The organism is Erwinia aphidicola (assembly GCF_014773485.1).
Taxonomy (GTDB): domain Bacteria; phylum Pseudomonadota; class Gammaproteobacteria; order Enterobacterales; family Enterobacteriaceae; genus Erwinia; species Erwinia aphidicola.
This window is the reverse complement of record NZ_JACXBP010000004.1, coordinates 192,171-217,837: the sequence shown is the minus strand read 5'-3', so window position 1 is coordinate 217,837 and position 25,667 is coordinate 192,171. Positions and strand designations below refer to the sequence as shown.

General features: G+C 50.0%; 26 protein-coding genes and 1 tRNA gene. 22 read left to right on the top strand and 5 right to left on the bottom strand.

Going from position 1 to position 25,667, the window contains the following annotated elements; genetic code table 11:
* Positions 1–2: 2 nt before the first annotated feature.
* From tssD to ID864_RS11140, 3 genes are read right to left on the bottom strand one after another with little or no spacing between them, the layout of a single operon-like run.
* Positions 3–494 carry a type VI secretion system tube protein TssD gene (gene tssD, locus ID864_RS11150; RefSeq protein ID WP_191149838.1) on the bottom strand — a complete coding sequence of 164 codons (492 nt, stop codon included), beginning with the start codon at positions 492–494 and terminating at the stop codon, positions 3–5.
* Positions 495–1,019 (bottom strand): hypothetical protein, encoded by a 525-nt coding sequence (locus ID864_RS11145; RefSeq protein WP_191149837.1) that lies wholly within the window; start codon positions 1,017–1,019, stop codon positions 495–497.
* Complete coding sequence (locus ID864_RS11140; protein WP_187499080.1) at positions 1,016–1,375, bottom strand: tlde1 domain-containing protein; 360 nt, start codon at positions 1,373–1,375, stop codon at positions 1,016–1,018. Before ID864_RS11140 ends, ID864_RS11145 begins: the two co-directional genes overlap by 4 nt.
* Before the next feature lie 387 nt (positions 1,376–1,762).
* On the opposite strand from ID864_RS11140, the gene ID864_RS11135 reads away from it, so the two are divergent.
* The 10 genes from ID864_RS11135 (at position 1,763) to ID864_RS11090 (ending at position 13,816) form a co-directional block, all read left to right on the top strand.
* Positions 1,763–2,776 carry an HNH endonuclease family protein gene (locus ID864_RS11135; protein ID WP_099754709.1) on the top strand — a complete coding sequence of 338 codons (1,014 nt, stop codon included), beginning with the start codon at positions 1,763–1,765 and terminating at the stop codon, positions 2,774–2,776.
* Positions 2,776–3,372 (top strand): class I SAM-dependent methyltransferase, encoded by a 597-nt coding sequence (locus ID864_RS11130; protein ID WP_191149836.1) that lies wholly within the window; start codon positions 2,776–2,778, stop codon positions 3,370–3,372. Before ID864_RS11135 ends, ID864_RS11130 begins: the two co-directional genes overlap by 1 nt.
* A 186-nt stretch (positions 3,373–3,558) precedes the next feature.
* Positions 3,559–4,707: a DNA cytosine methyltransferase gene (locus ID864_RS11125; RefSeq protein ID WP_191149835.1), complete on the top strand. Its 1,149-nt coding sequence runs from the start codon at positions 3,559–3,561 to the stop codon at positions 4,705–4,707.
* 15 nt (positions 4,708–4,722) lie between these two features.
* Positions 4,723–6,447 carry an ATP-binding protein gene (locus ID864_RS11120; RefSeq protein ID WP_191149834.1) on the top strand — a complete coding sequence of 575 codons (1,725 nt, stop codon included), beginning with the start codon at positions 4,723–4,725 and terminating at the stop codon, positions 6,445–6,447.
* 1,316 nt (positions 6,448–7,763) lie between these two features.
* Positions 7,764–8,555: a class I fructose-bisphosphate aldolase gene (locus ID864_RS11115; protein ID WP_191149833.1), complete on the top strand. Its 792-nt coding sequence runs from the start codon at positions 7,764–7,766 to the stop codon at positions 8,553–8,555.
* Between the two features lie 14 nt (positions 8,556–8,569).
* Positions 8,570–9,121 (top strand): glycerol-3-phosphate responsive antiterminator, encoded by a 552-nt coding sequence (locus ID864_RS11110; protein ID WP_048917473.1) that lies wholly within the window; start codon positions 8,570–8,572, stop codon positions 9,119–9,121.
* A 20-nt stretch (positions 9,122–9,141) separates the two neighbouring features.
* Entirely contained in the window at positions 9,142–10,680 is a 1,539-nt protein-coding gene (locus ID864_RS11105; RefSeq protein WP_191149832.1) for an FGGY-family carbohydrate kinase, read from the top strand.
* A gap of 10 nt (positions 10,681–10,690) precedes the next feature.
* Positions 10,691–11,452, top strand: coding sequence for an SDR family NAD(P)-dependent oxidoreductase (locus ID864_RS11100; RefSeq protein WP_191149831.1), 762 nt, complete (start codon positions 10,691–10,693; stop codon positions 11,450–11,452).
* Positions 11,453–11,468: 16 nt separating this feature from the next.
* Positions 11,469–12,470 carry a 2-hydroxyacid dehydrogenase gene (locus ID864_RS11095; protein WP_191149830.1) on the top strand — a complete coding sequence of 334 codons (1,002 nt, stop codon included), beginning with the start codon at positions 11,469–11,471 and terminating at the stop codon, positions 12,468–12,470.
* Positions 12,471–12,553: 83 nt separating this feature from the next.
* Positions 12,554–13,816, top strand: a complete 1,263-nt coding sequence (locus ID864_RS11090; protein ID WP_048917469.1) for a PTS galactitol transporter subunit IIC — start codon at positions 12,554–12,556, stop codon at positions 13,814–13,816.
* Between the two features lie 81 nt (positions 13,817–13,897).
* On the opposite strand, the gene ID864_RS11085 is transcribed toward ID864_RS11090, so the two are convergent.
* A complete protein-coding gene (locus tag ID864_RS11085) occupies positions 13,898–14,230 on the bottom strand; it encodes a DUF1493 family protein (RefSeq protein WP_048917468.1) in 333 nt (110 codons plus the stop codon).
* Positions 14,231–14,444: 214 nt separating this feature from the next.
* On the opposite strand from ID864_RS11085, the gene ID864_RS11080 reads away from it, so the two are divergent.
* Positions 14,445–14,798 carry a DUF1294 domain-containing protein gene (locus ID864_RS11080; protein ID WP_048917467.1) on the top strand — a complete coding sequence of 118 codons (354 nt, stop codon included), beginning with the start codon at positions 14,445–14,447 and terminating at the stop codon, positions 14,796–14,798.
* A gap of 69 nt (positions 14,799–14,867) precedes the next feature.
* On the opposite strand, the gene ID864_RS11075 is transcribed toward ID864_RS11080, so the two are convergent.
* Positions 14,868–14,952, bottom strand: a tRNA-Leu gene (locus ID864_RS11075).
* A gap of 444 nt (positions 14,953–15,396) precedes the next feature.
* Between ID864_RS11075 and ID864_RS11070 the strand changes: the two genes are divergently transcribed.
* The 11 genes from ID864_RS11070 (at position 15,397) to ID864_RS11020 (ending at position 25,665) form a co-directional block, all read left to right on the top strand.
* Positions 15,397–15,909, top strand: coding sequence for a DUF2501 domain-containing protein (locus tag ID864_RS11070; RefSeq protein ID WP_099754642.1), 513 nt, complete (start codon positions 15,397–15,399; stop codon positions 15,907–15,909).
* A gap of 597 nt (positions 15,910–16,506) precedes the next feature.
* Complete coding sequence (locus ID864_RS11065) at positions 16,507–17,064, top strand: fimbrial protein (RefSeq protein WP_048917465.1); 558 nt, start codon at positions 16,507–16,509, stop codon at positions 17,062–17,064.
* 397 nt (positions 17,065–17,461) lie between these two features.
* Positions 17,462–19,945, top strand: coding sequence for a fimbria/pilus outer membrane usher protein (locus ID864_RS11060; protein ID WP_133622657.1), 2,484 nt, complete (start codon positions 17,462–17,464; stop codon positions 19,943–19,945).
* Between the two features lie 47 nt (positions 19,946–19,992).
* The gene (locus ID864_RS11055) at positions 19,993–20,733 is read left to right on the top strand and encodes a fimbrial biogenesis chaperone (protein ID WP_396018877.1); all 741 of its coding nucleotides are present in this window, start codon (positions 19,993–19,995) and stop codon (positions 20,731–20,733) included.
* Positions 20,734–20,754: 21 nt separating this feature from the next.
* Positions 20,755–21,378 carry a fimbrial protein gene (locus ID864_RS11050; RefSeq protein WP_099754640.1) on the top strand — a complete coding sequence of 208 codons (624 nt, stop codon included), beginning with the start codon at positions 20,755–20,757 and terminating at the stop codon, positions 21,376–21,378.
* Positions 21,378–22,436, top strand: coding sequence for a fimbrial protein (locus ID864_RS11045; protein ID WP_191149829.1), 1,059 nt, complete (start codon positions 21,378–21,380; stop codon positions 22,434–22,436). Before ID864_RS11050 ends, ID864_RS11045 begins: the two co-directional genes overlap by 1 nt.
* A 9-nt stretch (positions 22,437–22,445) precedes the next feature.
* A complete protein-coding gene (locus ID864_RS11040; protein ID WP_099754638.1) occupies positions 22,446–22,994 on the top strand; it encodes a fimbrial protein in 549 nt (182 codons plus the stop codon).
* Between the two features lie 23 nt (positions 22,995–23,017).
* The gene (locus ID864_RS11035) at positions 23,018–23,683 is read left to right on the top strand and encodes a hypothetical protein (protein ID WP_048917459.1); all 666 of its coding nucleotides are present in this window, start codon (positions 23,018–23,020) and stop codon (positions 23,681–23,683) included.
* Between the two features lie 88 nt (positions 23,684–23,771).
* A complete protein-coding gene (locus ID864_RS11030) occupies positions 23,772–23,969 on the top strand; it encodes a DUF4762 family protein (protein ID WP_048917458.1) in 198 nt (65 codons plus the stop codon).
* A 74-nt stretch (positions 23,970–24,043) separates the two neighbouring features.
* The gene (locus ID864_RS11025) at positions 24,044–24,709 is read left to right on the top strand and encodes a DsbA family protein (protein ID WP_133625004.1); all 666 of its coding nucleotides are present in this window, start codon (positions 24,044–24,046) and stop codon (positions 24,707–24,709) included.
* 5 nt (positions 24,710–24,714) lie between these two features.
* A complete protein-coding gene (locus tag ID864_RS11020; protein WP_048917475.1) occupies positions 24,715–25,665 on the top strand; it encodes a hypothetical protein in 951 nt (316 codons plus the stop codon).
* The last annotated feature ends 2 nt before the right edge of the window (positions 25,666–25,667 follow it).

Below are 25,667 nucleotides of genomic sequence, written 5' to 3'. Positions count from 1 at the left end.
CTTTATGCGGTTTTTCTCTCATTCCAGCTATCAGAATGTATGATGTTTCCATCAACATATTTCCAGCTGATTTTTTCATAGATAAATTCAACGATTTCCATATGGTTGAAATTTTCTTTTAAAGGATCTTTCACATCATGCATTAGCGGCATTATATACTTTACCCGTGCATTTTCCAAAAGAGTATTAAAATACTCAACTTCATATCCGGCATCATTAATTTTAAAAAATTTCAACGCTACTTTTTTCAACAAACGCCCAGAACTTAACGCCTGATACAGATACGATGAAGATGCATCAACCTCCTTTTCAATAAGATAAGCTAAGTGCTTACGCGTGCTAATAGTCTTACCGGATAGATCATCCGTTGGCAGATGCACTTCATGATGCAGCCCTAAAACTTCAATACTATTTTCTCTCCCGTAAATATCAACACTCCCTTTAATGAGATTACCGGAATCATCATGTATAAAAATATAAACTGGAATTGCCATCTAATCCACCATTTTAAATGGGCCAGCCCGGCCGACCGTGTTGATAAGCTGCCGCAGACATTTTTTAGCCTGTGGTGTACCGTCTTTGTAAAGCGCCTGCACTGCTTTGACAAAGTACTCGTTTTTCTCTGGAATCGTTTCGTTATAAAGCGGCATCGAGCAGACGTTAGAAATACTAACAGGAGGTATTTTGTCATTGATTACATCCATCACCCCCCTCGCATTTTTAGGAATAGCCTGGGCCAGCGCAGTAGCAATATCCTCTGCGAAACCTGCATCTGTGTTGCCAGCAATAAGGGGAACTATCTTCAGCCAAGTGACATCCCCGCTAGATATATTTTCAACAATAGATTCCCAACTGCTCGTTGAAGTGGCCGTTGCATTTTGTTTCGCTAATTCTCGCAGGTAAATTTCTGCACCATCGCGGTGGATATTTTGCAATACGATTTCAGGCGTAATCATAGTGGTTTCAGCTATGGAATTGCAGGCTAGCAACGACAGTGATAAAAAAATTAACCCTTTCATCTGACCACCAGTATATCGTCACCAGAACTATAAATATTTTTTCTGAGATTTGCACCATTGATGACAATACAACCTTCAGAACTGCTTCCGATTGTATTGGGGTTATCCCCATGAATTCTGAAAGCAAAGCGTCCATAGGTATTCGTACCAGCGATAGGTTCCAGCTCTATCGTCCAGGGTCCTTTATTATTAGTATGCCTTGTAATACGCCAGTAGCCATGAGGTATCGGACCAACGAAACCTACATCTTCCTTTGAAGGATCATTCTTACCTCGAGGACTTCCGCTGTAACCATTAGCATAGTGAGCTCCATTATGAGTCATTTCACCTGTTCTTTGATTATACTCCCACGTCATAACGCATCCTTATGTCATTTTAAAAAATTAATCGAGACTTTAATTTCGTCATTATTGATATCATACTCGCTGCATAAACCTCAATAAAAAAGGCAAGTATAATCAATGCAATTAAATTAACAACCGAAATTTACAAGTCAACGCGGCAATTTATTAATTGTTTCGATAGTATATTAAACACCATTAGGGAAGTGACATTTTAATAATGTCCTCTTAGTTCAATCCAATAGCAATACCAACACCTAAACCTTCCCGTTATCTTAACTCCTTTCACGATTTTGCGAGCCGTCCCGCATTTCTGGTTTACATCGCCGCCATTTTGCTATGTGATCACGTTACTCGTTTAGCCCACTTCTCGGGCGCTAACCGTAGCGGGATCCATAACCTATGCGCTTCTATCAGGCCGACCCGACGCTGGCGAACTACTGGCGCGGAGTGATCCTGTTTGGCAAAAACGTTGCCTCCTATAAGTTCGCCCTCGCCCATGCGCTGTATGACCTGCAGCAGCATCAGGACGACCTGATCCCGCTGGAAACCTTAGCCGCACCGTTTGCCCGCCACCTCTGCACGCACCTGCGCCATGCGCCAAAACAGATCACCTCACGGCAAAGTCAGTTTCTGAATGCCTGCATACAGTTCAACAACGAGGAGATCGGCGAAGCGCAGCTGATTGAGCAGACGGTACGCCGTGGCTTTGCCAACGTGATTGACGCTTTCCATAACGTGAACAGCGCCGAGATCGATAAACGCTTCTTTATCGACGAGCGCAAAACCGCCAAAGGGATTCGCCTGACCGATAACTTCTACCAGCTGACGCAGACCGCGCAGTTTAACAACCTGGTGCAGGAGACGGATGCCCGCTGGCGGCTGGTGGAACAGGCATGGGCGATGGGCGTATCGCGCAACCTGATCGCGCTGGAATACGATCAACAGGAGCAGCTGCTGTTCAGCCGTCAGCAGCAGCGACGCATCAACATCACCAGCTGCCGCGACAGCCTGAACGGCTACCAGAAGGGGCGCTGCTTCTACTGCTATCGCGACATCAGCCTGCAGGCGGGCGATGACAACCTCGCCGACGTCGACCACTTTATTCCCTGGTCGCTGCACGCCACGCACGCCAACCTCAACGGCGTCTGGAACCTGGTGCTGGCCTGCCAGTTATGCAATCGCGGCCACGAGGGCAAGTTTGCGCGCATCCCTGCGCTGCCGCTGCTGGAGCGTTTACATCACCGTAATGAATACTTTATTAACAGCCACCTGCCGCTGCGGGAAACGCTGATCCAGCAAACCGGCAGCAGCAGCCAGCAGCGCCACAACTTCCTGCAGCAGCGCTGGCAGAGCGCGCTCAACGCGCTGCTGCACACCTGGCAGCCCGCCGCACAAGGGGACAGTATTTTCTGATGAACAGTGACTATTACCAGCTGCACGCACAGCGCTTTTTTAGCGAGACGGTGGATGTCGATATGTCCGAACTGTATCGCCCGTTCGTCGCCCACCTCAAGCCGGGCGCGCGGATACTCGACGCCGGTTGCGGCTCCGGTCGCGATGCCAAAGCGTTTAGCGAGATGGGCTATGAAGTGGAAGCGTTCGATGCCTCCGCCGAACTGGTCGAGCTGGCACGCCAGCACACGGGATTACCGGTTAAGCAGATGCGCTTCGAGGACGTCACTGAAGTGGAGCGCTACGACGGCATCTGGTGCTGTGCTTCCCTGCTGCACGTGCCGCTGGCGGAACTGCCGGGCGTAATGGCGCAGCTGGCAAAGGCGCTGAAGCCGGGCGGGGTTTGGTATCTGTCGTTTAAGTACGGCTGCGGGGAGAGGGAGAAGGATGGAAGGAGGTTTACGGATATGGATGAGTCAGGTCTCGAAAAAATTTTTCAAGGTGTCGCCGAGACTCAATGCATTCGAACATGGAAAACACAAGACAAAAGTATCCGCCATGAAGGCTATTGGTTAAATCACATCCAAAAACAAATCAAGAAAAAAAAGACTTATTAATCATATAGTTATATAAAAATAAATGAGTTCCTTTTGGCTCGAAGGTACTTTTATGATTGATTATATGACGTTACTTCTTCATAATTCCAGGTATATCCACATAATATTAAATCTTGACCATAATAACGTTTTCATGACCAAGTTTAATTGTAAATGTTTAAGCATACAATAATGGACCACCATGCCATGAATAAAAAACCAAATATCATAGATCTCTTTTCAGGTTGCGGTGGGTTCGGTCTAGGAGCTGAACTGGCTGGTTTTCATACTCATACAGCAATAGATATAGATAATGACTTACAATCAGCCTATCAACGAAACTTTCCTAACACTCGAGTCATTAACACAGATTTATCCTCTTTAACAAAAGAAGCTTGGAAATTTATTATCGGAAATGGTGAAATTGACGGTGTAATTGGTGGACCACCATGCCAAGGTTTTAGTCGCATAGGAAAAAAAATTAAAGATGACCCTAGAAATAGTCTGATTTTTCATTTTTACAGACATATTAGCATTATAAGGCCAAAATTTTTTATTATGGAAAATGTCGAAGGCATCCTTGATAAAGGAAGTCGAAGCACATTATTTTCCGCATTAGAGCTTGTATCCAATAATTATGAAATCATTGGACCAATCACCATTGATGCAAGCGATTACGGCGCACCTACGATCAGGAAAAGAGTTATAGTTATTGGTTATAATATTGATTGTTTCAATAAAATAACTGAGAGCGAATTATATCCTAAACTATCATCTATAAAAAATTCTGTTAAGGATGCAATATGGGACCTTCCAACTCCAATCTTTCAAACAAAAAATAAAGAAGATTATGGATGGTCAAAGTATCGGGATATAGATGGACAGCCAATTTCACAATACGCTATTAAAATGAGATCCATCCCTTCAAATGGACTGGGTTGGGAAAAATCCATTGAAAATATGAAAAATAATTTGGTATCAGGGAATTTTGAAACTCGACATACTACACTTGTGAAACAGCGATATTCCGAAGTAATACCCGGATGCACCGATGAAATAAGTCGATTCCATAGATTAGATTGGAATGGATTGTGTCCTACATTACGCGCGGGAACAGGCAGTGATAAAGGAAGTTTCCAAGCAGCCAGGCCTATACATCCAGATGAGTCTCGCGTCATTACTGTACGAGAAGCGGCAAGATTACAAGGTTTTCCAGACTGGTTTACCTTCCATCAAACTAAGTGGCATAGTTTTAGAATGATTGGCAATAGTGTATCACCTATTGTCTCAGAATATATATTATCTATGGTTGTGAGTAAATTTTACCAAATAAAAAACTTAGAAAGTTCGGTGTGAAAAAAAGGACACATAATGAGCACATTAATAGTAAGGACAGGTGTTGACTCTCGCTTTCTTGAAAATGTCATAACTCGCGATATTAGTACTCAAGCCAGCGTATTTGACTTAGTTGACAATGCAATAGATGCAGCCAAAGAACACTTAAATAATGAAGGAACTATCTCTCTCGATGAGTATGGTCTTCCCGATAATTATAATGGGTTCAAAATATACATTAGACTTGACAAGGATAGTTTTAAAATAATTGATAACTGTTTTGGTATACCTGACACCACCTTAAAAAATGATATGTTAATGGTTGGTAAAGAGTCTAATCATGATTATGGTCTCGGGAAGTATGGGATTGGTCTAAAAAGGGCCCTATTGAAATTTGGAACGAATTACTCTTTATTTACAGACACCAGTACATATGCAATAAAAATGCAGTTCAACAACTTTGATTTTGGTGATTCTAGAGATTTAGAAGCGAATAAAACACGCTCTAGAGGAAAAAGAAAAACTTTATTCATAGTTTCGAAATTGAAGGGGCTGGTAAAAAAAGAATTTCAAAATGAAGAGTGGTTAAAAAAACTCAAGAATGAACTTTCAGACCGCTATGGAATTTTCATAAAAAAAGGATTGCAAATAAAAATAAAACCCATTAATTCTAAACCCATCCTTATTAAGGAGAGATTCCCCGTAATAACTACGCACCCACATATCCCATCAATTTTATGTCCAACACCGATTGATTTCATGGGCGTTAATGTATTTATAGAGTATGGGCTTCATAAAAATTACAATGTTGGGGGTGGCTACGGCGTCAACGACCTGGCAAATATTTCTGAGTTTGGTTGGTATGTCATATGTAATGATCGAGTAATCGAAATTGCTAAACGAGACGGTTCTGACTATGGATGGAGCAGGAACTGGCACAATGAATATAATGGTTTCATTGGATTGATAAGATTCAACTGCCAAGATGTTTCTTTATTACCGTGGGATTCAACAAAAACCAAAATAACCACAGACTCTCTCGTTTTTTTAGAGATAAAAAACAGCCTAGCTGAAATGGCATTGAAGTTCAGAAGTGACAAGAAAAGATTTATAAAGTTTGTGAAAGATAACAAACTTAACACATCCACTACATCGCTACCTAACAATCCATTACCATCAAAATCATCAGCCCTTCCAAGCGAAGCGAATAAATCGAACGCAGGAATAAAAGGCGAAAAAAAACCAATAGGAAAAACCACGAAGCATACGCAACAGTGGAATACACTTTTACCCGAGAATTTCCATCAACCAAACAATGATTGGATTCTTAATAACTTAATAATAGAAGCTAAAAAAATAGTTATTAAATCTTTTCCACATGCATCATCGTTATTATATAGGTCTTTGATTGAAGAAACACTGCTAGTTTTTATTAAAAACAGCAATAAGTATGATGAAGTCATAGAACATTTTTATTCAGTCGGAGAAGGCAAAAGAAAATCACATAGTCAAGAGACGAAAGATAATCAGGGTATTAGTTTAGCAATGGCTTCTCATTGGCTTTTAGATCACCCAGAATATTTTCCAAAAGATGAAAAAAATAAATTAAGGAATGCTACAGGTCGTTTACGTAATCACGTTAAGACACTTAACAATGTCGTGCACTGCAAGCATATTATGACTGATATAGAATTAGCAGCCATTAGAACTCAAACATTTCCATTATTAGAGTTCCTTGTTATTTCATTTAATGAAAAATAAATTAACTTACGGAGATGTTTACCTGTAAACAATCTCCGTATAACCATTAATAACTCGCCTGTAACATCAGTAACTTAAGCACTCACAGTATCGAATTAATTCATATAACTCCTGTAATATCAAAAAAAATTATTACCCTCCTAAAACACCCTGTAGTATACCTTAATTGAAAAAATAAAAATCCAACTTGCTTATTAATAAACCCACGCGTAATTAATTATGCATTTAAATAATCACAACCATAGATAAGAAGTTAAAAAAACATTTCAATGCTTTTAAAAACTCACCATTCAATCCCTATACACAGCTTAAAAGAAGATCAAAGACAACTCATTCCCCCATGAGTCCACTAAAAGACTTCTGCATATATTTAAAAATTAAATAATCATAAAACCGTATATTTTTTTAAATAGCCTTAAAAGATCATTACAGGGTTCATAATTACAAGCTGGCTGACGCTGTTAATGTTGTTGGGGATAAAATGGTGCTGCGCACAGGCAGCCGCAGAGTGCCATAGTCTATCTTGTTTGGATTGGCCTAGCATATAGAATAGTCTGCCACACCTCCGACCTCATAAAGTGCTAATATTATTTTCTTTCCATCCTACAAGACCATAATATTATCTCTCCATTATCTCCTTTTCAACTACCATACCCTCCCACAAGATGAGTGCTATTATTATTCCCACAAAAACCATAAAAAGATAAAATATTAGTACCATGGCAAAAAAAAACAGCAAATCTACTTCCTGTCACAGCCCGGCTGCTGGCTGATTTTGGTGAGAGGTTAAAGCTGGGCCACCTGAGCCGTAAACTGACAGCCAAACAACTTCCGGAACGGACAGGTTTAAGGCCACTAACGCTGCGTTCGCTTGATGCAGGGGCACTGAGCCGCATGAGGTTAGTATTACCCGATACTTCCGTCTGAACCTTGCAGAGGCTGATGAAATCATTCAGGACTTTATTGACATCGTGAGTCAGTGGAGGACCATTGCCAATGGTTTACAACTCCCTCAGCGGGAGCAGGAATATATGGCGGAAGCATTCAGGCTTGCGGTGAATTAGCCACTTACCAAGTCGTGATGAACGTCTCATTTTATCTATCCCGACTGGACAGGGCGAACGGCCACATGCTAGTTGTTAATCGCACGGAAGAGTGAATTTATATTGTAAATATAAACGCCTCTTTCCCGGATAAATAATTCAAGAGTAATGGTTTGGCCCCCCGAACCATTATCATCAGGGTACGTGAAGAGTAAGCCCTCAGAGATTCGTTTCTCTGAGGGCTTTTTTGTTTTTCAACTCAGGAGGAAATCAATGTCTAAACAACGTCGTCTGTCGAGAATTTTTGCAAAAGATGGCAAATCGGTCACGCTGGCGCTGGACGGTTATCACTTTTCAACTAAAACAGCGGGTATTGATAATACACTCAGCCAGCTGCCAGATTTGGTCGCGCAGGGTCTGGACTGTGCGCTGGTCACTTACGGCATGCTGAAAAACTTCGGTGAGGCATTAAGCCATATTCCGGTGGTATTACGCGTCGATAGCACGGTGAGTATTTTTGATAATAGCGTGCCCGATACCGTTGCGGTGTTCTCCATTGAAGATGCGCTGAAAGTCGCGGCGGAGGGCGTGGTGTGCATGACCTTCCCCGGCGCCTTCAACGAGGAGAAAACCCACCTTATGGCGATGCAGCTGGCGCAGGCGGCCGACCGCTGGAATATGCCGCTGATTGTTGAATCCCTCCCTTACGGCTATGCCGTGACCAGCGACGACTCGAACAACCCGAAGATCATTGCAGCGGCGGCCAGAGCCGCGGTGGAGCTGGGCGCAGACGTGATCAAAACCCGCTTTAGCGGTACTGACGAAGACCGGCTGATCGTCGAGGCTGCGGGCGTACCGGTGCTGGCGCTCGGCGGGCCTAAAACCGGTATCGACGGCTACTTTCAATTCGTACAGCACTGCATGCAGGCTGGCGCAAAAGGGGTGGCGGTGGGCCGCAATATCACGCAGGACCCACAGCCAGCAAAAGTGGTAGCAGGTCTGAATGCCATCATCCATCACAATGCCACGGCGGAAGATGCTTACAGCCTCTACATGGCTCATTAACATCGGAAATCACTATGCAGTTAAATAACACCATTATTCCCTCAGTCAGAAAGTATAAGCACCTGGACAAGGCGCTCGCCTGCCCGTCGGAGTATCTGCTGTTGTCGGAGGCCAATATCGGCAACCTGCAGTCGCTGATTGGCAAATGTCATCAGGGCGGTAAAAAAGTGCTGGTCCATCTTGAACTGCTCGGCGGATTTAAACCGGACCAGGCAGGGATCGCCCTGCTAAAAAATTATTACCGGGTTGATGGTGTTATCTCATCCAATCTTTCCGCGCTGCGCTATGCCAAAAAAGAGGGGCTGCTGACCATATTTCGCGTGTTGCTTATTGATTCGCGCTCGCTCGACCACTCCATCGATATCGTTAAGCACAACCCGCTGGATGCGATTGAAATTTTACCGGCCGAATATGCCTGCCAGTGCCTGGAATTAATCAGCCGCAATTTAAACGGCTGTGAGGTGGTATTTATCGCCGGGGGCTTCGTAAAGCGCAAAACCCTTGTCGAGAAAATATTCCATGCCGGATTTAAAGGGATCACCACCAGCGAACCTGGCTTATGGTAACCAATCAGGAGTCCACGCTAATGAATGATGAATTCGTCATGGGCATTGATAATGGCGGCACCTTCACTAAGGCCGCCATCTACGATCGCCGCGGTAAGGTTATCGCCAGCGCCGCACAGTCCACCCGCATGCTGACCCCGCAAGAGCATCACACCGAACGCGATATGGATGAACTCTGGGCCGCCAATCTTGCCGTTATCCGGCAAGCGCTTGAGCAGTCCGGCATTGCCGCCTGCCAGATCAAAGGCATCGCCGTAACCGGCCACGGCAACGGGCTGTATCTGGTCGATAAAAGCGGTCATCCGCTGCGTAACGGCATTATCTCCACCGACAGCCGGGCAAAAGAGTATGTGGAGAGATGGCAAAACTCGCCGGAATTTATCTCCCATATTCTGCCCAAAACCATGCAGTCGGTCTGGGCCGGGCAGCCCGTCGCCCTGCTGGCCTGGCTGCAGGACCACGAGCCGGAAACGCTGCAAAAAACCCACGCGATTTTTATGGTGAAGGACCTGGTCCGCTTCTGGCTGACCGGGGAAGCCTGCGTGGAGCTGACCGATATCTCCGGCACCAGCCTGATTAACGTGCGCGAGCGCCGCTACGACGACGAACTGCTGGCGTGGTGGGGCCTTACTGAGCTGCGCGACAGGTTACCGCCGATTAAGCTCTCCACCGACTGCTGCGGCACCCTCAGCGCGGAGATCGCCCGCCAGACGGGGCTGCAGGCGGGAACGCCGGTTGCCGGGGGCGTGTTTGATATCTCTGCCTCTGCTATCGCCTGCGGCATCAACAGCGTGGATAAGCTGGCGATCGTCACCGGCACCTGGAGCATCAACGAGTACGTCACCGATCGACCGGTGATCGACAAAGATCTGTTTATGACCTCCATCTATCCGATCGACGGTAAATGGCTGATCACCGAGGCCAGCCCCACCTCGGCCAGTAATCTGGAGTGGTTCATCAATAACTTTATGGAGGGCGAGCGGGATAAAGCGGCCTCGGAGGGTTCATCCGTTTACGACCTGTGCAGCGCGCTGGTCTCCTCCACCACGCCGCAAGAAAGCCACCTGCTGTTCTTTCCCTTTGTGTTTGGCTCCAACACCATCCCGGATGCCTCCGCCGGCTTTATCGGCGTCAGCAGCTTCCATAAAAAAGCCCATTTCCTGCGGGCGATCTACGAGGGCGTGGCCTTCAGCCACCTCTATCACACCGAGCGTTTACGCCACATCAACCCGCAGTTAAGCCGCACGATTCGCATCGCGGGCGGGGTAACTAACTCCCCTGCCTGGCTGCAGCTGTTCGCCGATATCTTCCAGGCGCGGCTGGAAATCGTCGATGTCAAAGAGCACGGCACGCTGGGCACGGCGATGACGGCAGCAGTGATGATCGGCTGGTTTGACGACGTCTTTAGCGCCTCTCAGGCGATGGTCCACGTCTCGCGCACCGTGCTGCCCAACCCGGACAATCAGCAGGTCTATCAGGACAAATATCAGCTGTACAAAAATCTGCTGTCAGAGATGCAGTCCCCTTGGCGGCGCTGCAGCCACTTCATCACCGATTAATGAGGCAAGCATGGATCTGAACTTAAAAAACCGTAGCGCCATCATCACCGGGGGTGCCAGCGGGCTGGGAAAAGAGCTGGTACTGTCGCTGGCAAATGAAGGGGTCAACATCTGCTTCAGCTATTTAACGCATGAAGAGAGCGCGCAGCAGCTGGTTGCCAGCGTGAAAAATGCCACCGGCGTTAACATTATCGCGGTGAAAACCGATCTGGCGGATGAGCAAAGCCGGGAGGCGCTGTTCGCAACCTGCGTTGCAAGGCTGGGTAGCGCGGACATCCTGATCAACAACGCGGCGATATGGCTGAGCGGCTACGTCACTGAATTATCCCAGCAGGACTGGGACCGGGTGATGAACATCAATCTGAAAGCGGTATTTCACCTCAGCCAGCTGTTTGTTAATCACTGCCTGCAGCGGGACCAGGCGGGCAGCATTCTGAACATTACCTCCCAGGCGGCCTTTCACGGCTCTACCACCGGGCATGCGCACTACGCGGCCAGTAAAGCGGGACTGGTGGCGTTCACCATTTCGCTGGCGCGCGAGGTCGCCAGGCAGAAAATCAACGTCAATAACCTCGCCGTCGGGATGATGGATACCGCGATGGTTCGTCACCAGCTCGAACGGGATCCTGACTATTACCTGAAGCGCATTCCGCTGGGCCGGGTGGCCCAACCGGAAGAGATCGCCGATATCGGCGTGTTTATGGTCTCCCCTAAAACCCGCTATATGACCGGAGCCACGGTCGATGTCACTGGCGGGATGTTGATGCGTTAACCCATGGAGAACAGTTATGAAATGTCTGGCGATTGCCGATCTTTTTATCAATAAAGCGATGATGGAATCCGGCCTTAAGGCGCTCAGGGATGAAGGCATCGAGGTTGAAGTGCGCGAATGGACGCATCCCTCCGTCGAGAAATTACAGCAGGATAATCTGCGGGTTGAGCAGCAGGGTGCCGAAGCCGTGGCGTTACCCGCAGAGCTGCTGCTGGCAGCGGAGGACGCCGACATCCTGATCGTTCAGTTCGCCCCGGTGAATACCGCCGTCCTCAACCAGCTGCCACAGCTGAAGATTATCGGCGTGCTGCGCGGCGGCGTGGAAAACGTCAATCAGGACGCTGCGCAGGCGCGCGGGATCGAAGTGATGAATACGCCGGGGCGCAATGCGCGCAGCGTGGCGGAGTTCACCGTGGGCATGATCCTCGCGGAGATGCGCAATATTGCCCGTTCGCACGCTGCGCTGCGCGCTAAAATCTGGCGCGGTGAGAGCCCTAACCATCGGGCGATCCCGGAGATTGGCGGTAAGGTGGTCGGCCTTGTCGGGCTGGGCAATATCGCCCGGCGGGTCGCCGGTTACCTTAGTGCGTTTGATACGGAGATTATCTTTTACGATAAGTACGTTAGCGGACACGATCGCTATGAAAAAGTCGATTCGCTGAATGAGCTGGTCAAACGCGCCGATGTTATCTCGCTGCATGCCCGGCTGACGCCGGAAACCGCGCAGATGATTAACGCGCATCATTTCTCCCTGATGAAAAGCAGCGCGATTATCGTCAATACCGCCCGCTCCGGGTTAATCAATGAGGGCGACTTAATTGCGGCCTTACAAGCCGGGAAAATTATGGGTGCCGCGCTGGATACCTTTGATGACGAACCGCTGCCGGATAACAGCCCTTTTTACACGCTGAATAACGTGACGATTACGCCACATATTGCCGGTAGCACTATGGATGCCTTCAGCCACTCGCCCAAACTATTTTCTGAGGCTCTGCTGGCCTGGCTTAATAAAAAATAACCCGCACGCTGTATTCAATCCACATAACCAACAGGGCGCGGAATATTCCGTGCCCATATCTTCCGCACGCTGAAGGAATGATTATGGATATTATCAACAGCATTATCAGTCTGGGGGCATCCGCCATGATGCCCGTAATATTCTTTATTATTGCGCTTTGCTTTGGGGTCACCCTCGGCACGGCATTTAAAGCCGGGATGCTGGTTGGAATCGGGTTTGAAGGGGTCGGGCTGGTGATTGGCCTGCTGCTGACCCATCTCGGCCCCGCCTCGCAGGCGATGGTTGAACGCATTGGCCTGCACCTGACGGTGGTCGATACCGGCTGGCCCACGGCCTCAACCATCGGCTGGGGCTCGCCGCTGATGCTGCCGGTGGTGGTCGGTTTTATTATCATCAACCTGGCGATGCTGCTGCTGAAAATCACCAAAACGGTGAATATCGATATCTTCAACTACTGGATATTCCTGCTTGTGGGTTCAGTGGTGTATGCCGGAACCGGTAATTACTGGCTTGCTGTCGGGATTACCTTCGGCATATTTATCCTGACGCTGCTGGCGGCAGATTTCACCGCGCCCTACCTGCAGAAAAATTATCACCTCAAGGGGATCTCCTTCCCCCATCTTACCTGTATATGCTACGTGCCCTTTGCCATGGTCTGTAATTACCTTATTGATAAAACCCCGCTTATCAGAAAAATAAACTTTGACCCGGAAACCATTAATAAAAAGTTTGGCGTTTTTGGTGAGCCGCTGACGTTAGGCTTTGTGCTGGGATTACTGCTGGCGCTGCTGGCCGGATATGGTGCGTCGGCGGCGGTTGCGCTGGCGATTAAGGTCGCGGCGGCCATGCTGCTGCTGCCAAAAATGATCGAGATCCTGGTGCAGGGATTAATGATCGTGCGCGATGCGGCGGAAGCAAAGCTGAAGGCGAAATTCCCCGGTCGGGATTTCTACATCGGTATGGATACGGCGTTACTGATTGGCGAACCTTCGGTGCTGGCAACCGGGCTGCTGCTTATCCCTGTGACGGTGATGCTGTCCGTCATTCTGCCGGGCAACCGCGTGCTGCCGTTCGTTGACCTGGCGTCACTGATGTTCCTGCTGGCGATGGTCACGCCCTTCTGTAAACGCAATATGTTCCGCATGTTTATTACCGGCACGCTGATCGTCACCTGCATTTTGTACGTCGGCAGCGACATTTCCCCGGAGTACACGCAGGCGGCGCGAAACGCCAATATCCCGATCCCGGAGGGGATGTCTGAAGTGACCAATATGGTCGGGGGAGCAACCACTCCCGTCGGCTGGCTGGCAGTGAAGTTCGCGGAGCTGTTTGGCACGGCGCATTAGCGGTGAGATTTGTGGTGCGCGGTGCAGGCATTGTCGGGTTGATACGGTTGGAGGGCAACCGTATCAACCCGGTGCCATTGATTAGTCGTACAGCCACTTCCCTGCCTTAGCCGATTCAATCAGCATCCCAAGAGTGAAGTCGGGTACAGGAGTGACTGGAAATTTCTTGAAAGGATTCCACGAAAAAGGCTCATCAGGGTAGTAAGTTTCAATCCTGAAACTCCCCCGTTGAACCTTGAATTCTCTAAAGAACTCGTCCATTAAATCTTCGGCTTCACCAACGTCTAAGCGCATATCCGTGTCTAAATCAGTTGTGGGTGTGAGCAGCCGTTGCTTCTTTTCGTTGTTAAATAAATAAACACCGTTGTGGCGCCTTGCCAGTGCGATAACCCGCTGTTCAATATCATCTTCCATGCTTTATCGTTCCTCCCTTTTAGTGAGGGCATGGCAGTTGCGCCCCCTCAATGAACCTAAAATCATAGCGTTCAAATTATCAGCATTCTGGAGTTTAAAAGCGATCTCATGTCCTGGATATCGCAGCTACTCCTTCTCTTACTTTCTCGCGAATCCTGCGCAAAATCAGCTACAATCGCCCCTCTTTCTCAACAACGGCCACCGCAAAAATCCCATGAACCTCAATATCTTCTGTTACCTGCTTCTGGCCTTAGCGGCGGTCGCCAGTGCGCTGCTGCCGCACCCGCTGGTGATGTGGTTGCTGCTCGCCAGCGTGCTGACGTTTCTCATCTACGGGGGGGATAAAATGGCGGCGAGCAAAAGCTGGCGCAGAGTGCCGGAGTCAACATTGCTGGTGCTGGGACTGGTGGGAGGATGGCCCGGTGCGGTGCTTGGTCAGCAGCTGTTTCGCCATAAAACGCAGAAGCAGCCGTTTAAGCGTTACTTCTTTATTACTGTTGTGCTGAACATCGGGATGATGGTCGCGCTTTACTGGTTTTATCCGAACGTCATCAGCCTGGTGATGTGATTGAGGAAAGCTGAATCTCAGGCACAAAAAAACCACCTCGCGGTGGCTTAAATGTTCATACCTGATTTATGGTGCCGAAGGCCGGAATCGAACCGGCACATCTCTCGATGGTTGATTTTGAATCAACTGCGTCTACCGATTTCGCCACTTCGGCACTGAAGGGTATGCGGAAAACGTTGTGGATTATACCGTTACCCCCTGTATACGCAACCCCATTCCGCACGCGCTGGGTGTGAGTGCTGAAAAAACACGCGCTGGGGGCAGAGAATAACGGTCCGGGCATGCCCGGCCCCTACGAAAACGGGGGGTGACAGGTGTGAGAATGGCCGACCATAAAAACGGTCGGCAGCAGCGAAAACGGGGGGTGACAGGTGTGAAAATGGCTGACCAAAAACGGAAAACGGTGGGTGATGGGGGTATAACGGGCCGACCCTAAAAACGGTCGGCCCCTACAAAAATAGGGCGTCGGTGGAGGTGGCGGCATGAGTTACGGAACATTCCTAAAGGAACTCAACGCGCATAACAGGGTCCGAAAGGGAAGCTATCGTTGCAGCGCCACGGAGGGCTGCGCGCCACATCACATTGTATAGGTCACCTCATGAAAGCAGCTTCTCAGTTTGTTCTGGCACTGTCCGTCTCCACCGCCCTGTTCACCGCTGCGGCGGGGGCTGCCAGCTGGCAGGATCAGCTTAACTCGGCCGCCAGCGCGCTGGGGCAGAACGCCAACAGCAACTCCGCCTCTTCTACTACCACCACCCAGAGCGGCACCTCGCTGGGCGCGCTCACCGGGCTGCTGAACGGCGGCAGCCAGTCGCTCAGCTCCGGCACCATGACCAATGCGGCGGGCGTGCTGCAGTACTGCGTGCAGAACAACATCGTTGATAACAATGTCTCCTCGGTGAAGGATAAGCTGCTCGGCAAGCTGGGCCTGGCGGATACCCAAAAGCAGCAGGAAACCACCGATTACAAACAGGGGCTGATGGGCCTGCTGAATACCAGCAACAATCAGCAGGTTGACCTGAAGTCGCTGGGCGATACCGCCATCGGCAAAAAGGTGAAAACCAAAGCCTGCGATCTGGTTCTCAAGCAGGGTAAACAGTTTATCTCGTAACCTCTCTCTCAGGCGGTGAGGCTGTCCCCTCCCCGCCTCTCTCTGCCGTGCCAGGCAAATAACCCGTACCGGGTAATGCCACTATTTAGCCCTAACCTTTATAGGGATAAAGCCCATCGTAATCCGTCGCTAAACTATTTCTCAAGTCAGCCTGCGGGCGCTCTTATTACCCGACTTTTGCATCGCTCTAATTCCATTGCTGGAGATGGGTAATCCCCATAAGAGTCCCTACAACCAGGAAATATCTTAAAAAAAATAGGAAATAACACCTCAATTCATCTTTATACAATCTTATAAGCCACGGGTTAGGATTATTCTAACCTCTTCGCGAGATATACCTTAGAAAAAGACCCCGATCTTAAATTTTGATGGCGTATATCACTGAGCTAGTGCGCAACTCTTTTAGGATTTTCTTTATTTTGATAGCATCCTTTCCAGTTCGGTTAAGCACTTTCACTCATTACTGATTTACAAGGGATGGGCGAAACATCACTTAAGCGAACAATACGGATAGCACCTGACAAGGATCGAATTATAGATTGATCGTGAGGTTGTGACTCTTTATTTCTCAGGATTTTAATATAAACAGGATGAATTATGAAAATGACTAAAGTAGTTATGGCTGCTGCTTTCACTGCTGCTCTGAGCTCTGGGGCTGCTTTTGCCGCTGATACCACCACAGGGCAGATCAAATTCGAAGGTGAACTGGTCAATACCGCCTGTGGTCTTTCTGCAAACTCCAGTCCAGTGAACGTTAATTTCTACCAGGTTCCTGTATCAGCACTGGCAAATGGCCAGCGTGCAGCCAGCGTTCAGAAAAACATTGAACTGCAGTACTGCGACACCACCGTAGCGCAAAGTGCTGTTGTTACCTATAACCCAACCAGCCCAAATGCCGTTGATGATTCACTGGCAGCATTTACTTCTGGTACCGCCTCTGGCGCGGGTATCGGCATGCTGGACAGCGCTAACCAGGAAGTTAAGTGGGGCCAGCCTACTGCATCCGTGAAGCTGGTTAACGGCACGACGACCATTCCATTTGTTGCTTTCCTGCGTTCTGAAAAAACCACAGATGCTGAGAATAATGTTGCTTACAGCCCGGTTACAGCAGGTTCTTTCGAGTCGACCATTAATTTCGAAATCGCCTACCAGTAATACGCAATAAAGATACAGTGCGGGGGGATCCCCCCGCACATTTTCACATTCGATGGCAATGCCAGGGAGAGTCAGAATGGAGATCGGCAACGCAATAAGTAGCGATGAGCGTCTCATTGCTCTTTTTTCTGCGCGAGCTGAAGCAGGAAAAAATCATACTCGGTCGGGCCTTAAACAGAAAAATAAAATATCACCACAAAAAAGAACCCCAGCAAAGAGCAGAAAAATTAAACTCAGAGCATTAAAACACTTATCATTGAGAGCGCTAGCCAATAAAAAAACACCCCGATGATATTACGGAAGGCATCTGTTTTCGGGGGGTAGGCTTACGCTATCCGTACTGAAAAGTTCGTTATGAAACGCAGAGCATTTAAACATTTTTTCCAGGATTGAAATCATGTTGGGAACTTTCAGAGTTAAATCAACCGCGGCCATTTTGCAGGCAATCAGCGTCTGCTACGCCACGGCAATATATGCTGACGATAGCGTTGAATTCAATACCGACGTGTTAGATACCGCCGATCGTACCCATATCGATTTATCTCGTTTCTCAACGGATAACTACATCTCGCCTGGCAGCTACCTGCTTGATATTCGCGTTAACGGCAAGTCGCTGGATCAGGAAAAAATTCGCTATATCGAAACCGCAAAGGGAAAAAGTGCCCAGCCCTGCATCAGCAGCAGCCTGCTGAATAAGCTGGCGCTGAAAGAAGAAGCGCGGCTGAAGGTCGCCCAGCCCTATGAGAATTGCTACTCGCTGCAAACGTTGCCGGGTGTGCAATTAAGTAACTATGCCGGTTCGCTGGACATTACCGTGCCCCAGGCATGGATGAAATACGACGATCCTGACTGGACGCCACCCGAGCGCTGGGATAACGGCATCGCCGGCCTGATTTTTGATTACAGTCTCAACGGACAAATGACCCGACAATTCGACGACAGCCATAATTACAGCACGGTATCAGGCTACGGCCAGGCCGGCGCTAATCTTGGCGCGTGGCGTCTGCGCGGTGAGTACCAAACCAGCTATTACAGTGACAATCACCAGTTTGCTTTCGACTGGAATCAGATTTACGCCTATCGTCCCCTGCCGATGATGGCGGCCAAACTGACGCTGGGTGAAATCTCGCTCAATTCGCAGGTTTTTAGCACGGTGCGTTTTACCGGGGCAAACCTCGTCAGTGACGAACGCATGCTCCCCCCCGCCCTGCAAGGCTACGCGCCTGAAATTCAGGGGATTGCGCGCGGGAACGCCACCGTAACGGTCAGCCAGAGCGGTCGTATTATCTACCAAACCACCGTGCCTGCGGGACCGTTCAATATTCAGGACTTGCGCAGCTCGGTGCGCGGCACGCTGGACGTCCGCGTCGAAGAGCAGGACGGCTCGGTGTCTACCTTCCAGATTAATACCGCCGACATTCCCTATCTGACGCGCCCGGGATACGTACGCTACAACCTTGCCGGCGGCACGCCGTCGACTTACAGCCATAAGCTGCAGGGGCCTTCGTTCATTTCCGGGGATTTTTCCTGGGGGGTCAGTAATGCCTGGTCGTTATACGGCGGGCTGCAAACGTCTGGTGAGGAATTTTCCGCCTCCACAGTGGGCGTTGGGCGCGACCTGAGCGTGCTGGGGGCCCTTTCTGTCGATGCCACCCAATCCCTGAGTAAACAGCGTGATGGCGAGCGTCTTACCGGCACCTCCTGGAAGCTGAGCTATGCGAAAACCTTTGACGAATACCACAGTGCGATCACCTTCGCAGGCTACCGCTTTTCGCAAAAAAATTACCGAACGATGGCGCAATACCTCGACGATCGCTACCGCGACTATCAGGACTCACCGTTTTTTGGCCGTGAAAAAGAGCTGTACACCATCACCGCCAATAAAACCTTTTGGCCGGATAGCGCGGACCAGGCTACCACCCTGTTTTTGTCTTACACCCATCAAAATTACTGGGAAAACAAACGCAGGGAGCGCTACGGCATGTCTGTCAGCCGCAGCTTCCGCGTGGGGGATACTAAAGGCATCAGCGCTAATCTTTCGGCATACCGCTCCGACTATCGTGGACGCACGGATGATTCTCTCGCCCTCTCGCTCTCGATCCCGATAGGTGACAGCCGGTGGGCCGGTGTGGATGTACAGAGCTATAACGGCAAGAGCAGCCCGATGGCGTCCTACACCGATAACAGCGACGCTAACAATCTGTGGCGTATCCGCAGCGGCGCCAGCCAGGACGGCAACGCCAGCGTTGACGGCTACTACCAGCGTCGTGCGCAGATGGCAGATATCAACACCAATGCCAGCTACCAGCAAAATCGCTTTGTGGCGCTAGGCACATCAGTGCGCGGCGGCTTTACCGCCACACGTCATGGCGCGGCGCTGCACAACGGCGGAGCCACCATGAACACGGCGCGGGTGATGGTCGACACCAACGGGATCGGCGGTGTGCCGCTTAATGACAAACGTTCAAGAACCAACAGTTTTGGTATTGCCGTGGTGCCGGACATCGTGAGCTACAGCAGTTTTGATACCCGCGTTGACGTTGACGCGATGGATGGCGACATCGAACCCGCCAAAGCCATTACCACCGCGACGCTGACCGAAGGGGCCATCGGCTATCAGGCTTTTGGCATGGCAAGGGGATTGAAAATCATGGCCACGCTGCGCCTGGCTGACAATAGCGTACCGCCATTTGGTGCCGAGGTTTATAACGCAGACGGTGTCAGCGTGGCGATGGTGCTGGATAACGGGCAAGCCTGGCTGGCCGGGGTCAATCCTGACGAGACGCTGAACGTGGTCTGGAATGGTAAAAATCAGTGCCGCATCGCCATGCCGTCGGATATCAACGAGCAAGCCACCAGCTTGCTGCTGCCGTGCCGCTAAGCACGCCCATGATGTTAATTCACAGTCATAAAAGGTCAAAAATGAGCATGAATAAATACACAACCCATTGGATGGCCGCCGTGGCGCTGAGCGTACTCAGTGGCCAGGCCGTAGCGGGTATTTCACTCGATCGGACCCGGCTGATTATTACCGAGAAAGAGGCCTCAGCTAGCGTAAATCTCTCGAATACCAGTTCAGCCATTCCTTTTCTTGCCCAGTCGTGGGTAGAGGATGAAAAGGGCAATAAGATCACGGCACCGCTGCTGGTTTTACCTCCGCTGCAGCGCATTAATGGCGGGCAAAAGGGAATTGCACGCGTCACAAAGACTTCGGGAATAGAGCAGCTGCCCAAGGACAGGGAGAGTCTGTTCTTCCTCAACGTGCGTGAGATCCCGCCGAAACCCGATAAGCCGAATACGCTGCAGCTGGCGATGCAGTCACGCATCAAGCTGTTTTACCGGCCGGCTGCCGTGATCCCAAAAAGTAAAAGCGAGGTCTGGCAGGACCAGGTGGTGTTCCAGAAAAACGGCAATCAGATAACGGCACAGAATCCGACGCCTTATTACATCACCCTTCTTGGCTTGTCGGACGATGCGAAGCGCAAACTCACCCACTTTCCAGGGATCATGATTGCGCCGAAATCGAGCCAGCAGTTTGCTATCACGGAAGCGAGCGTCAGCACCTTCTCCATGATGTTCGTCAACGATTATGGCGGCCACCCGGAGCTGAAATACCGCTGTGACGGCAACACCTGTAAAGCGCTACCGCCTGCGCAGCAGGATCAGTAACCAGGTAACAGGGAGCCGACAATGCGCCACACACTTTCATCTCTGACTCTGTTGATGATGAGCCTGACACTTCCGCTGCAGGCAGAGACGTTACGGCTGCCAGATCTTAAGGCCGGGGAGCAGACTCGCGAGGTCAACGGCATTGTCCGGTTCCACAGTCTGGATCTTACCTTGCCGTGTACGGTGATAACGCAGAGCCATATGCGGGATATTGCGCTGGGAGCAATTGACGCGGGACGTTTTCATCAGGCTGGCGATCGCAGTCAGCCGGTACACATCAGACTGAATCTGAAAAATTGCCTGAAAGGAGCCGCCGGTGCGCCAGCCCCTAACGGGGCGAAGCGGGTGGTCAGTAACAGGGCGGCCAATCCCGAGGGTGAGCGAACTATCCAGCTGATTTTTATGGGAGAGGCCGATCCCAGCAACGCGGAACTGCTGCGCATTCACGGAACCGTGCAGGGCGCAGGCATCCGGCTGCTGGATATCAACGGCAACGCGCTGGCGTTCAATCAGACAGCCCGCTCTTATCTGATCAATGCCGGCGACAGCGAGTTTGACTTTATGGCCGCGCTGGAATCAACGGGCAGTCACGTCAGCAATGGCGAATTTAGCAGTCTGATCCGCCTGAAAATGGAGTATCTGTAATGAAAAATTCCACGCTGTTACGCCAGCCACGCTGTCGGGGCCTCCTCTCTGCTGCTGCACTGCTGCTGCCTCATTTAGCCTGGTCCGCCGAGCCTCATGGCGCCATTGAGCCGACGGCGGGCACCTATGACTACAACATCAACCTGGAAAATCAGGATATTACCGATAATCGCATAGGTGCCACTATCCCGCGCGCTTATAGCCTGAGCGGAAGCTACTCGGCCAGGGTGTTTTGCAACAGCAATATTAGCAATGCGCCTATCTACTTCTCCTCCACGGCGACGCTGCCACAGGACAGTCGCTACGCAGGCTTTCTCAAGCTCAATGACTACCTGTCCGTCAAAATTGAGATCTGGATTAGCGGCGCGCGGCGCGAGTATTTTGCCGTGCCGTTTAATAACGTTTCAAATATGTTGGCGAACAGCTGCACCGCGCCCTCCTCAAGAATAACGCCCGATATGGACTCGGGCTCGATGGGCCGCGTGACCTTTATGGTGACCAAACCCATTATTAACGGCATCAGGCTGGAGGGTACCGAGATTGCCAGGCTGTTCGGCAGCCTCGTCGCGGGTAACCAGGGCACGGTGGCCCTTTCGCGCACCAACATCAATTCCGCCATCATTACCGTTCCGGACAAGTGCGTGATTAATCAGGGCACGCCTGTGGTGGTGGATTTTGGCACCATCCCCGGAACGGGCAGCAAGCTGAACGGCATTAATTACAGCCAAAATATACCGATCCACGTGAAGTGCCAGGGAGGAAGTTTTGCCAGTGGCGCACTGAATATCAAGCTGGGTATTCAACAGCCCTCGCCGGCTTTTGACGACGGTCGATATCTCAGCGTCAGTGGCTCTCCTGCGCGTCCCGAGCTGGGTATCGCCCTTAAGGACAGTCAGGGTAAAGCCATCATCCCCAATACTTTTTATGACGTTCCGGGCTTTACCAATAATGAAGGGAACTGGAATCTCGTGGCCGCGCCGATTGCAAAAAGCGCCACGTCGATGATTCAGGAAGGCGAATTCAGCGCCTCGGCAACTATCGTCGCGCAATTCCAGTAAGGGAAGAGAATGAAAAATATCATTATTGGTCTCGTACTGATGCTGCCTCTGCTTCTTGCGGGTCCCGCGCAGGCCGCTGGCGAACTGATTGGTGGCCAGCTGGATTTTAAAGGCGTTGTGGTGGCTATCCCCTGCAGCATCGCTCCGGAATCGGAAAGTGCACCGGTAGATTTTGGCAAAATTTCAACGCGCGATCTTTACCACTCTGAGAAAAGTGAACCCATTGCTTTCACGCTCAAGCTACAGGACTGTAATCCGCAATTGGCAAGTACCGTCACCGTAACCTTTAGCGGCAGCGAAAACCCCAATCTGAAAGACCACCTGGCGATAAAACCCTCGACATCCAATGGGGCCAGCGGTATTGGCATCGGACTGCTGGAAGAAGATAACACGCCGATCCAACTGGGAGTGGCAACGCTTCCTGTCACGCTTAAAAGCGGGATGATGCAGCTGAACTTTAAAGCTTTTGTCGCCGCAGAGCCTGAAGCGCTATCAAAAGAAACCTTGACCACCGGGCCTTTTACCGCCACGGCAAACTACATATTGAATTATCAGTAACGGCATCAAAAGGGATTTTCAGCATGACGTATCGATGTTTTTTTTATGACGAAAATGCCTACTTTTTTGAGGGGATGAAGGCGAGCATTTCATCTTTATTTCGTGAAACAAGAAATGTGTCATTTTCGCTAACGGATGATTACGAACAGCTTATTGATCGAACTAAAAGCAGGATCGAGGGTAACCAACACCTGTGGCTTTTCTGCGATTTAGATATGCTCCCTATGGAGCGTTTTGTGATGCTGAACAGAATGCAGGGTTGTTATAAGCACCAGAACAAAAAGCTGGTCATTATGCTAAGCAATCATCATATGCCATTTTTCTTAACCATCTACAACCTGTTTCCACAGGCGCACTGGTTAATGAAAAATGAAAAAATGGAGCATATCCCTGCTTTTCTTAATGGACTGAATCAAAAAAAAGCCAATGAAAACCGGTTCAGCTACTCGCTGATAGATTATACCCGTAACACTCTACGCAGTGGTGATGTCCATCATTTAATCTCCTGTAATGAGTGGTGGTTAATTGAAGAGATATTGAGAGGGAAATCCCTGTCAAATATTGCCCATCAGGCGGACACGGACATCCGAAAAATAAGCTATGTAAAGCGCAAGCTAATGAAAAGGCTAAATATAAAAAACAACATCGCTCTTTTTGAGAAGTTCAAATGGCTTACGCCCTCAAGATAAAGCAATAAATTCGATATTTACCGCCGGGTTTTCCGTCGGTATCGCGCAGCACCTGTCTGCAAAATCAACCTAAAGTAAGGAAATAAAGATGAAAAAAGTGACCGCTGTTGAAGCCGCACGCATTATTGGTGGCACCTGTAAGACCTGTGAAAGCACCTATCAGCTGATTACATCAGGGAGCGTGAAGTCCTGTAAGCTGGTAACAACCTGCACCGATAAGCACGGTACGGTTATTTCCAGCACCTCAAAAGATGCGGCCAGCAGCAATTGTGGCGTGTTGAACTAAACCCTTGAAGGGCTAATACCCGGAGTCACTCTTTTCCGGGTATTTTTCTGTTTCATAACGAGATGAAGATGACTATCCAGATTAAGCGCCGCACATTTATCGGCTATTCCCTGTTGCTGATAATAATCTCTGTACTGATAACCGTACTGTGCTATCACCTGTTTGTGTTTAATACCTTTTCCTCTGACGTTAACCAGACGCAAGCTTTTCGTGAGGTCAGCGATGAAGAGGTTAAAAACAGCCCTATTAAGGACAACAAAACCATTATTGAGGTGATGTCTCTTGGCTGCCACTACTGTGCCGCGAATGAAGATAATCTCGCCGAATTCGCACGTTCGCTGCCGGCGGGAAGCCAGTTCAAAGCGATTCACATCACCAGCGACGATAATGGCCTGGCCGTCTACGCTCCGCTATTTGCCACGCTGGAGGAGATGGGTATTGAAGAGAAGTATCGCGACAGCGCCTATAACGCCATCATTACGCGCAATATTAACCTCAGCGATGGCGAAGCGCTTGAAGCCTGGCTAACAAAAAATAATATCGACGTAGGGGAATATCATCGTGTCAGTCAGAGTGACGCAGTAAAAAACCGCCTGAACTATATGGCGGAGGTGACCCGCCATTACGCTATCCGCTCCACGCCAATTTTTATTATTAACCGGCGTTACGTCGTCGCTCAGGATCGCGATTTCCCGGCGTTTGCCGACCGAATGCGGCAACTGCTCAGCGAGGATAAGTGATCCCGGTGCTGAAGCTTCTGTTGATCCGTATCGTCTTTAGCGTCAGAAATGGCGTTGAGCGGACTGCTGCATTACGCAGTCTGGGGTCGCGCGCGGCCATGGTGATACTGCGCAAAATTTTGCGATACGGCTATCTGCCCGCGCTACTCGCGGTCGCCAGGGCGCTCTGTGCACTGCGTATTGTCGGCCGGGGCTGGCGTTTGCAAAATGCGGTGGCAACCGAGAACTACCGCTGTCTGACGGGGCAGACTGAGAAGATCAACGCCGCGTGGATTGCGGTGCGCCGTCGCCTGCTGGAAGAAGCGGCCACCTGGGGACAGAACCCGGCACTTCTGCAGCAGATCCAGCGCTGCGCCAGACAGCTTGATGCGGTAGTCGCACCGCTGCACCGCGAAAAGCACCCGATTATTCTCGCGCCGTTACACTCCGTCTCCGATGTGCTGGCCGCGATGGTGGGCGCCAGCGTGACGCCGGGGAGAGCCAGCGTGGTCGTCTCCGCCAGTGCGGCGCGCTATAACCGCCACACGCGGGCGCTGGGTGGGATCCAGCTCTCCTACTGCTCAATTCATCAGCAGAATAAGGCGCTGGCTGGCGATCTGATGTCGCTGCTGAACGACGTCATCGAGGGTCAGCAGAATATGATCATTTTCCCGGATATTTCTCCGGACTATACCCTGCAGGCAGAGGGCGCGCTGGCGGCTAAGCTGCCCTGCCGTCTGTTTGGACGCGCGGCAAAGTTACACAACGGCGTGGTACGCCTGTCTGCTGCCATCTCCGCCCAGGTGGTTTTTTATCATCTCTATTACGATCGCGGCCTGCATATCCATATTCATGCCCCCGTGGCGGCTAAAGCGGTGCCCGGCGCCCTGCCTGGCATTATCGAACAGACGCTGCGAACCCGTCCCCAGGACTGGTTGCTCTGGCACAACCACTCTCTCTATTTTATTAATCACTGAAC

What these genes read in the sequence shown, in the direction of transcription:
- tssD (WP_191149838.1), bottom strand. Translation starts at nt 494, where the DNA reads ATGGCAATTCCAGTTTATATTTTTATACATGATGATTCCGGTAATCTC.
- ID864_RS11145 (WP_191149837.1), bottom strand. Translation starts at nt 1,019, where the DNA reads ATGAAAGGGTTAATTTTTTTATCACTGTCGTTGCTAGCCTGCAATTCC.
- ID864_RS11140 (WP_187499080.1), bottom strand. Translation starts at nt 1,375, where the DNA reads ATGACGTGGGAGTATAATCAAAGAACAGGTGAAATGACTCATAATGGA.
- ID864_RS11135 (WP_099754709.1), top strand. Translation starts at nt 1,763, where the DNA reads ATGCGCTTCTATCAGGCCGACCCGACGCTGGCGAACTACTGGCGCGGA.
- ID864_RS11130 (WP_191149836.1), top strand. Translation starts at nt 2,776, where the DNA reads ATGAACAGTGACTATTACCAGCTGCACGCACAGCGCTTTTTTAGCGAG.
- ID864_RS11125 (WP_191149835.1), top strand. Translation starts at nt 3,559, where the DNA reads ATGAATAAAAAACCAAATATCATAGATCTCTTTTCAGGTTGCGGTGGG.
- ID864_RS11120 (WP_191149834.1), top strand. Translation starts at nt 4,723, where the DNA reads ATGAGCACATTAATAGTAAGGACAGGTGTTGACTCTCGCTTTCTTGAA.
- ID864_RS11115 (WP_191149833.1), top strand. Translation starts at nt 7,764, where the DNA reads ATGTCTAAACAACGTCGTCTGTCGAGAATTTTTGCAAAAGATGGCAAA.
- ID864_RS11110 (WP_048917473.1), top strand. Translation starts at nt 8,570, where the DNA reads ATGCAGTTAAATAACACCATTATTCCCTCAGTCAGAAAGTATAAGCAC.
- ID864_RS11105 (WP_191149832.1), top strand. Translation starts at nt 9,142, where the DNA reads ATGAATGATGAATTCGTCATGGGCATTGATAATGGCGGCACCTTCACT.
- ID864_RS11100 (WP_191149831.1), top strand. Translation starts at nt 10,691, where the DNA reads ATGGATCTGAACTTAAAAAACCGTAGCGCCATCATCACCGGGGGTGCC.
- ID864_RS11095 (WP_191149830.1), top strand. Translation starts at nt 11,469, where the DNA reads ATGAAATGTCTGGCGATTGCCGATCTTTTTATCAATAAAGCGATGATG.
- ID864_RS11090 (WP_048917469.1), top strand. Translation starts at nt 12,554, where the DNA reads ATGGATATTATCAACAGCATTATCAGTCTGGGGGCATCCGCCATGATG.
- ID864_RS11085 (WP_048917468.1), bottom strand. Translation starts at nt 14,230, where the DNA reads ATGGAAGATGATATTGAACAGCGGGTTATCGCACTGGCAAGGCGCCAC.
- ID864_RS11080 (WP_048917467.1), top strand. Translation starts at nt 14,445, where the DNA reads ATGAACCTCAATATCTTCTGTTACCTGCTTCTGGCCTTAGCGGCGGTC.
- ID864_RS11070 (WP_099754642.1), top strand. Translation starts at nt 15,397, where the DNA reads ATGAAAGCAGCTTCTCAGTTTGTTCTGGCACTGTCCGTCTCCACCGCC.
- ID864_RS11065 (WP_048917465.1), top strand. Translation starts at nt 16,507, where the DNA reads ATGAAAATGACTAAAGTAGTTATGGCTGCTGCTTTCACTGCTGCTCTG.
- ID864_RS11060 (WP_133622657.1), top strand. Translation starts at nt 17,462, where the DNA reads ATGTTGGGAACTTTCAGAGTTAAATCAACCGCGGCCATTTTGCAGGCA.
- ID864_RS11055 (WP_396018877.1), top strand. Translation starts at nt 19,993, where the DNA reads ATGAATAAATACACAACCCATTGGATGGCCGCCGTGGCGCTGAGCGTA.
- ID864_RS11050 (WP_099754640.1), top strand. Translation starts at nt 20,755, where the DNA reads ATGCGCCACACACTTTCATCTCTGACTCTGTTGATGATGAGCCTGACA.
- ID864_RS11045 (WP_191149829.1), top strand. Translation starts at nt 21,378, where the DNA reads ATGAAAAATTCCACGCTGTTACGCCAGCCACGCTGTCGGGGCCTCCTC.
- ID864_RS11040 (WP_099754638.1), top strand. Translation starts at nt 22,446, where the DNA reads ATGAAAAATATCATTATTGGTCTCGTACTGATGCTGCCTCTGCTTCTT.
- ID864_RS11035 (WP_048917459.1), top strand. Translation starts at nt 23,018, where the DNA reads ATGACGTATCGATGTTTTTTTTATGACGAAAATGCCTACTTTTTTGAG.
- ID864_RS11030 (WP_048917458.1), top strand. Translation starts at nt 23,772, where the DNA reads ATGAAAAAAGTGACCGCTGTTGAAGCCGCACGCATTATTGGTGGCACC.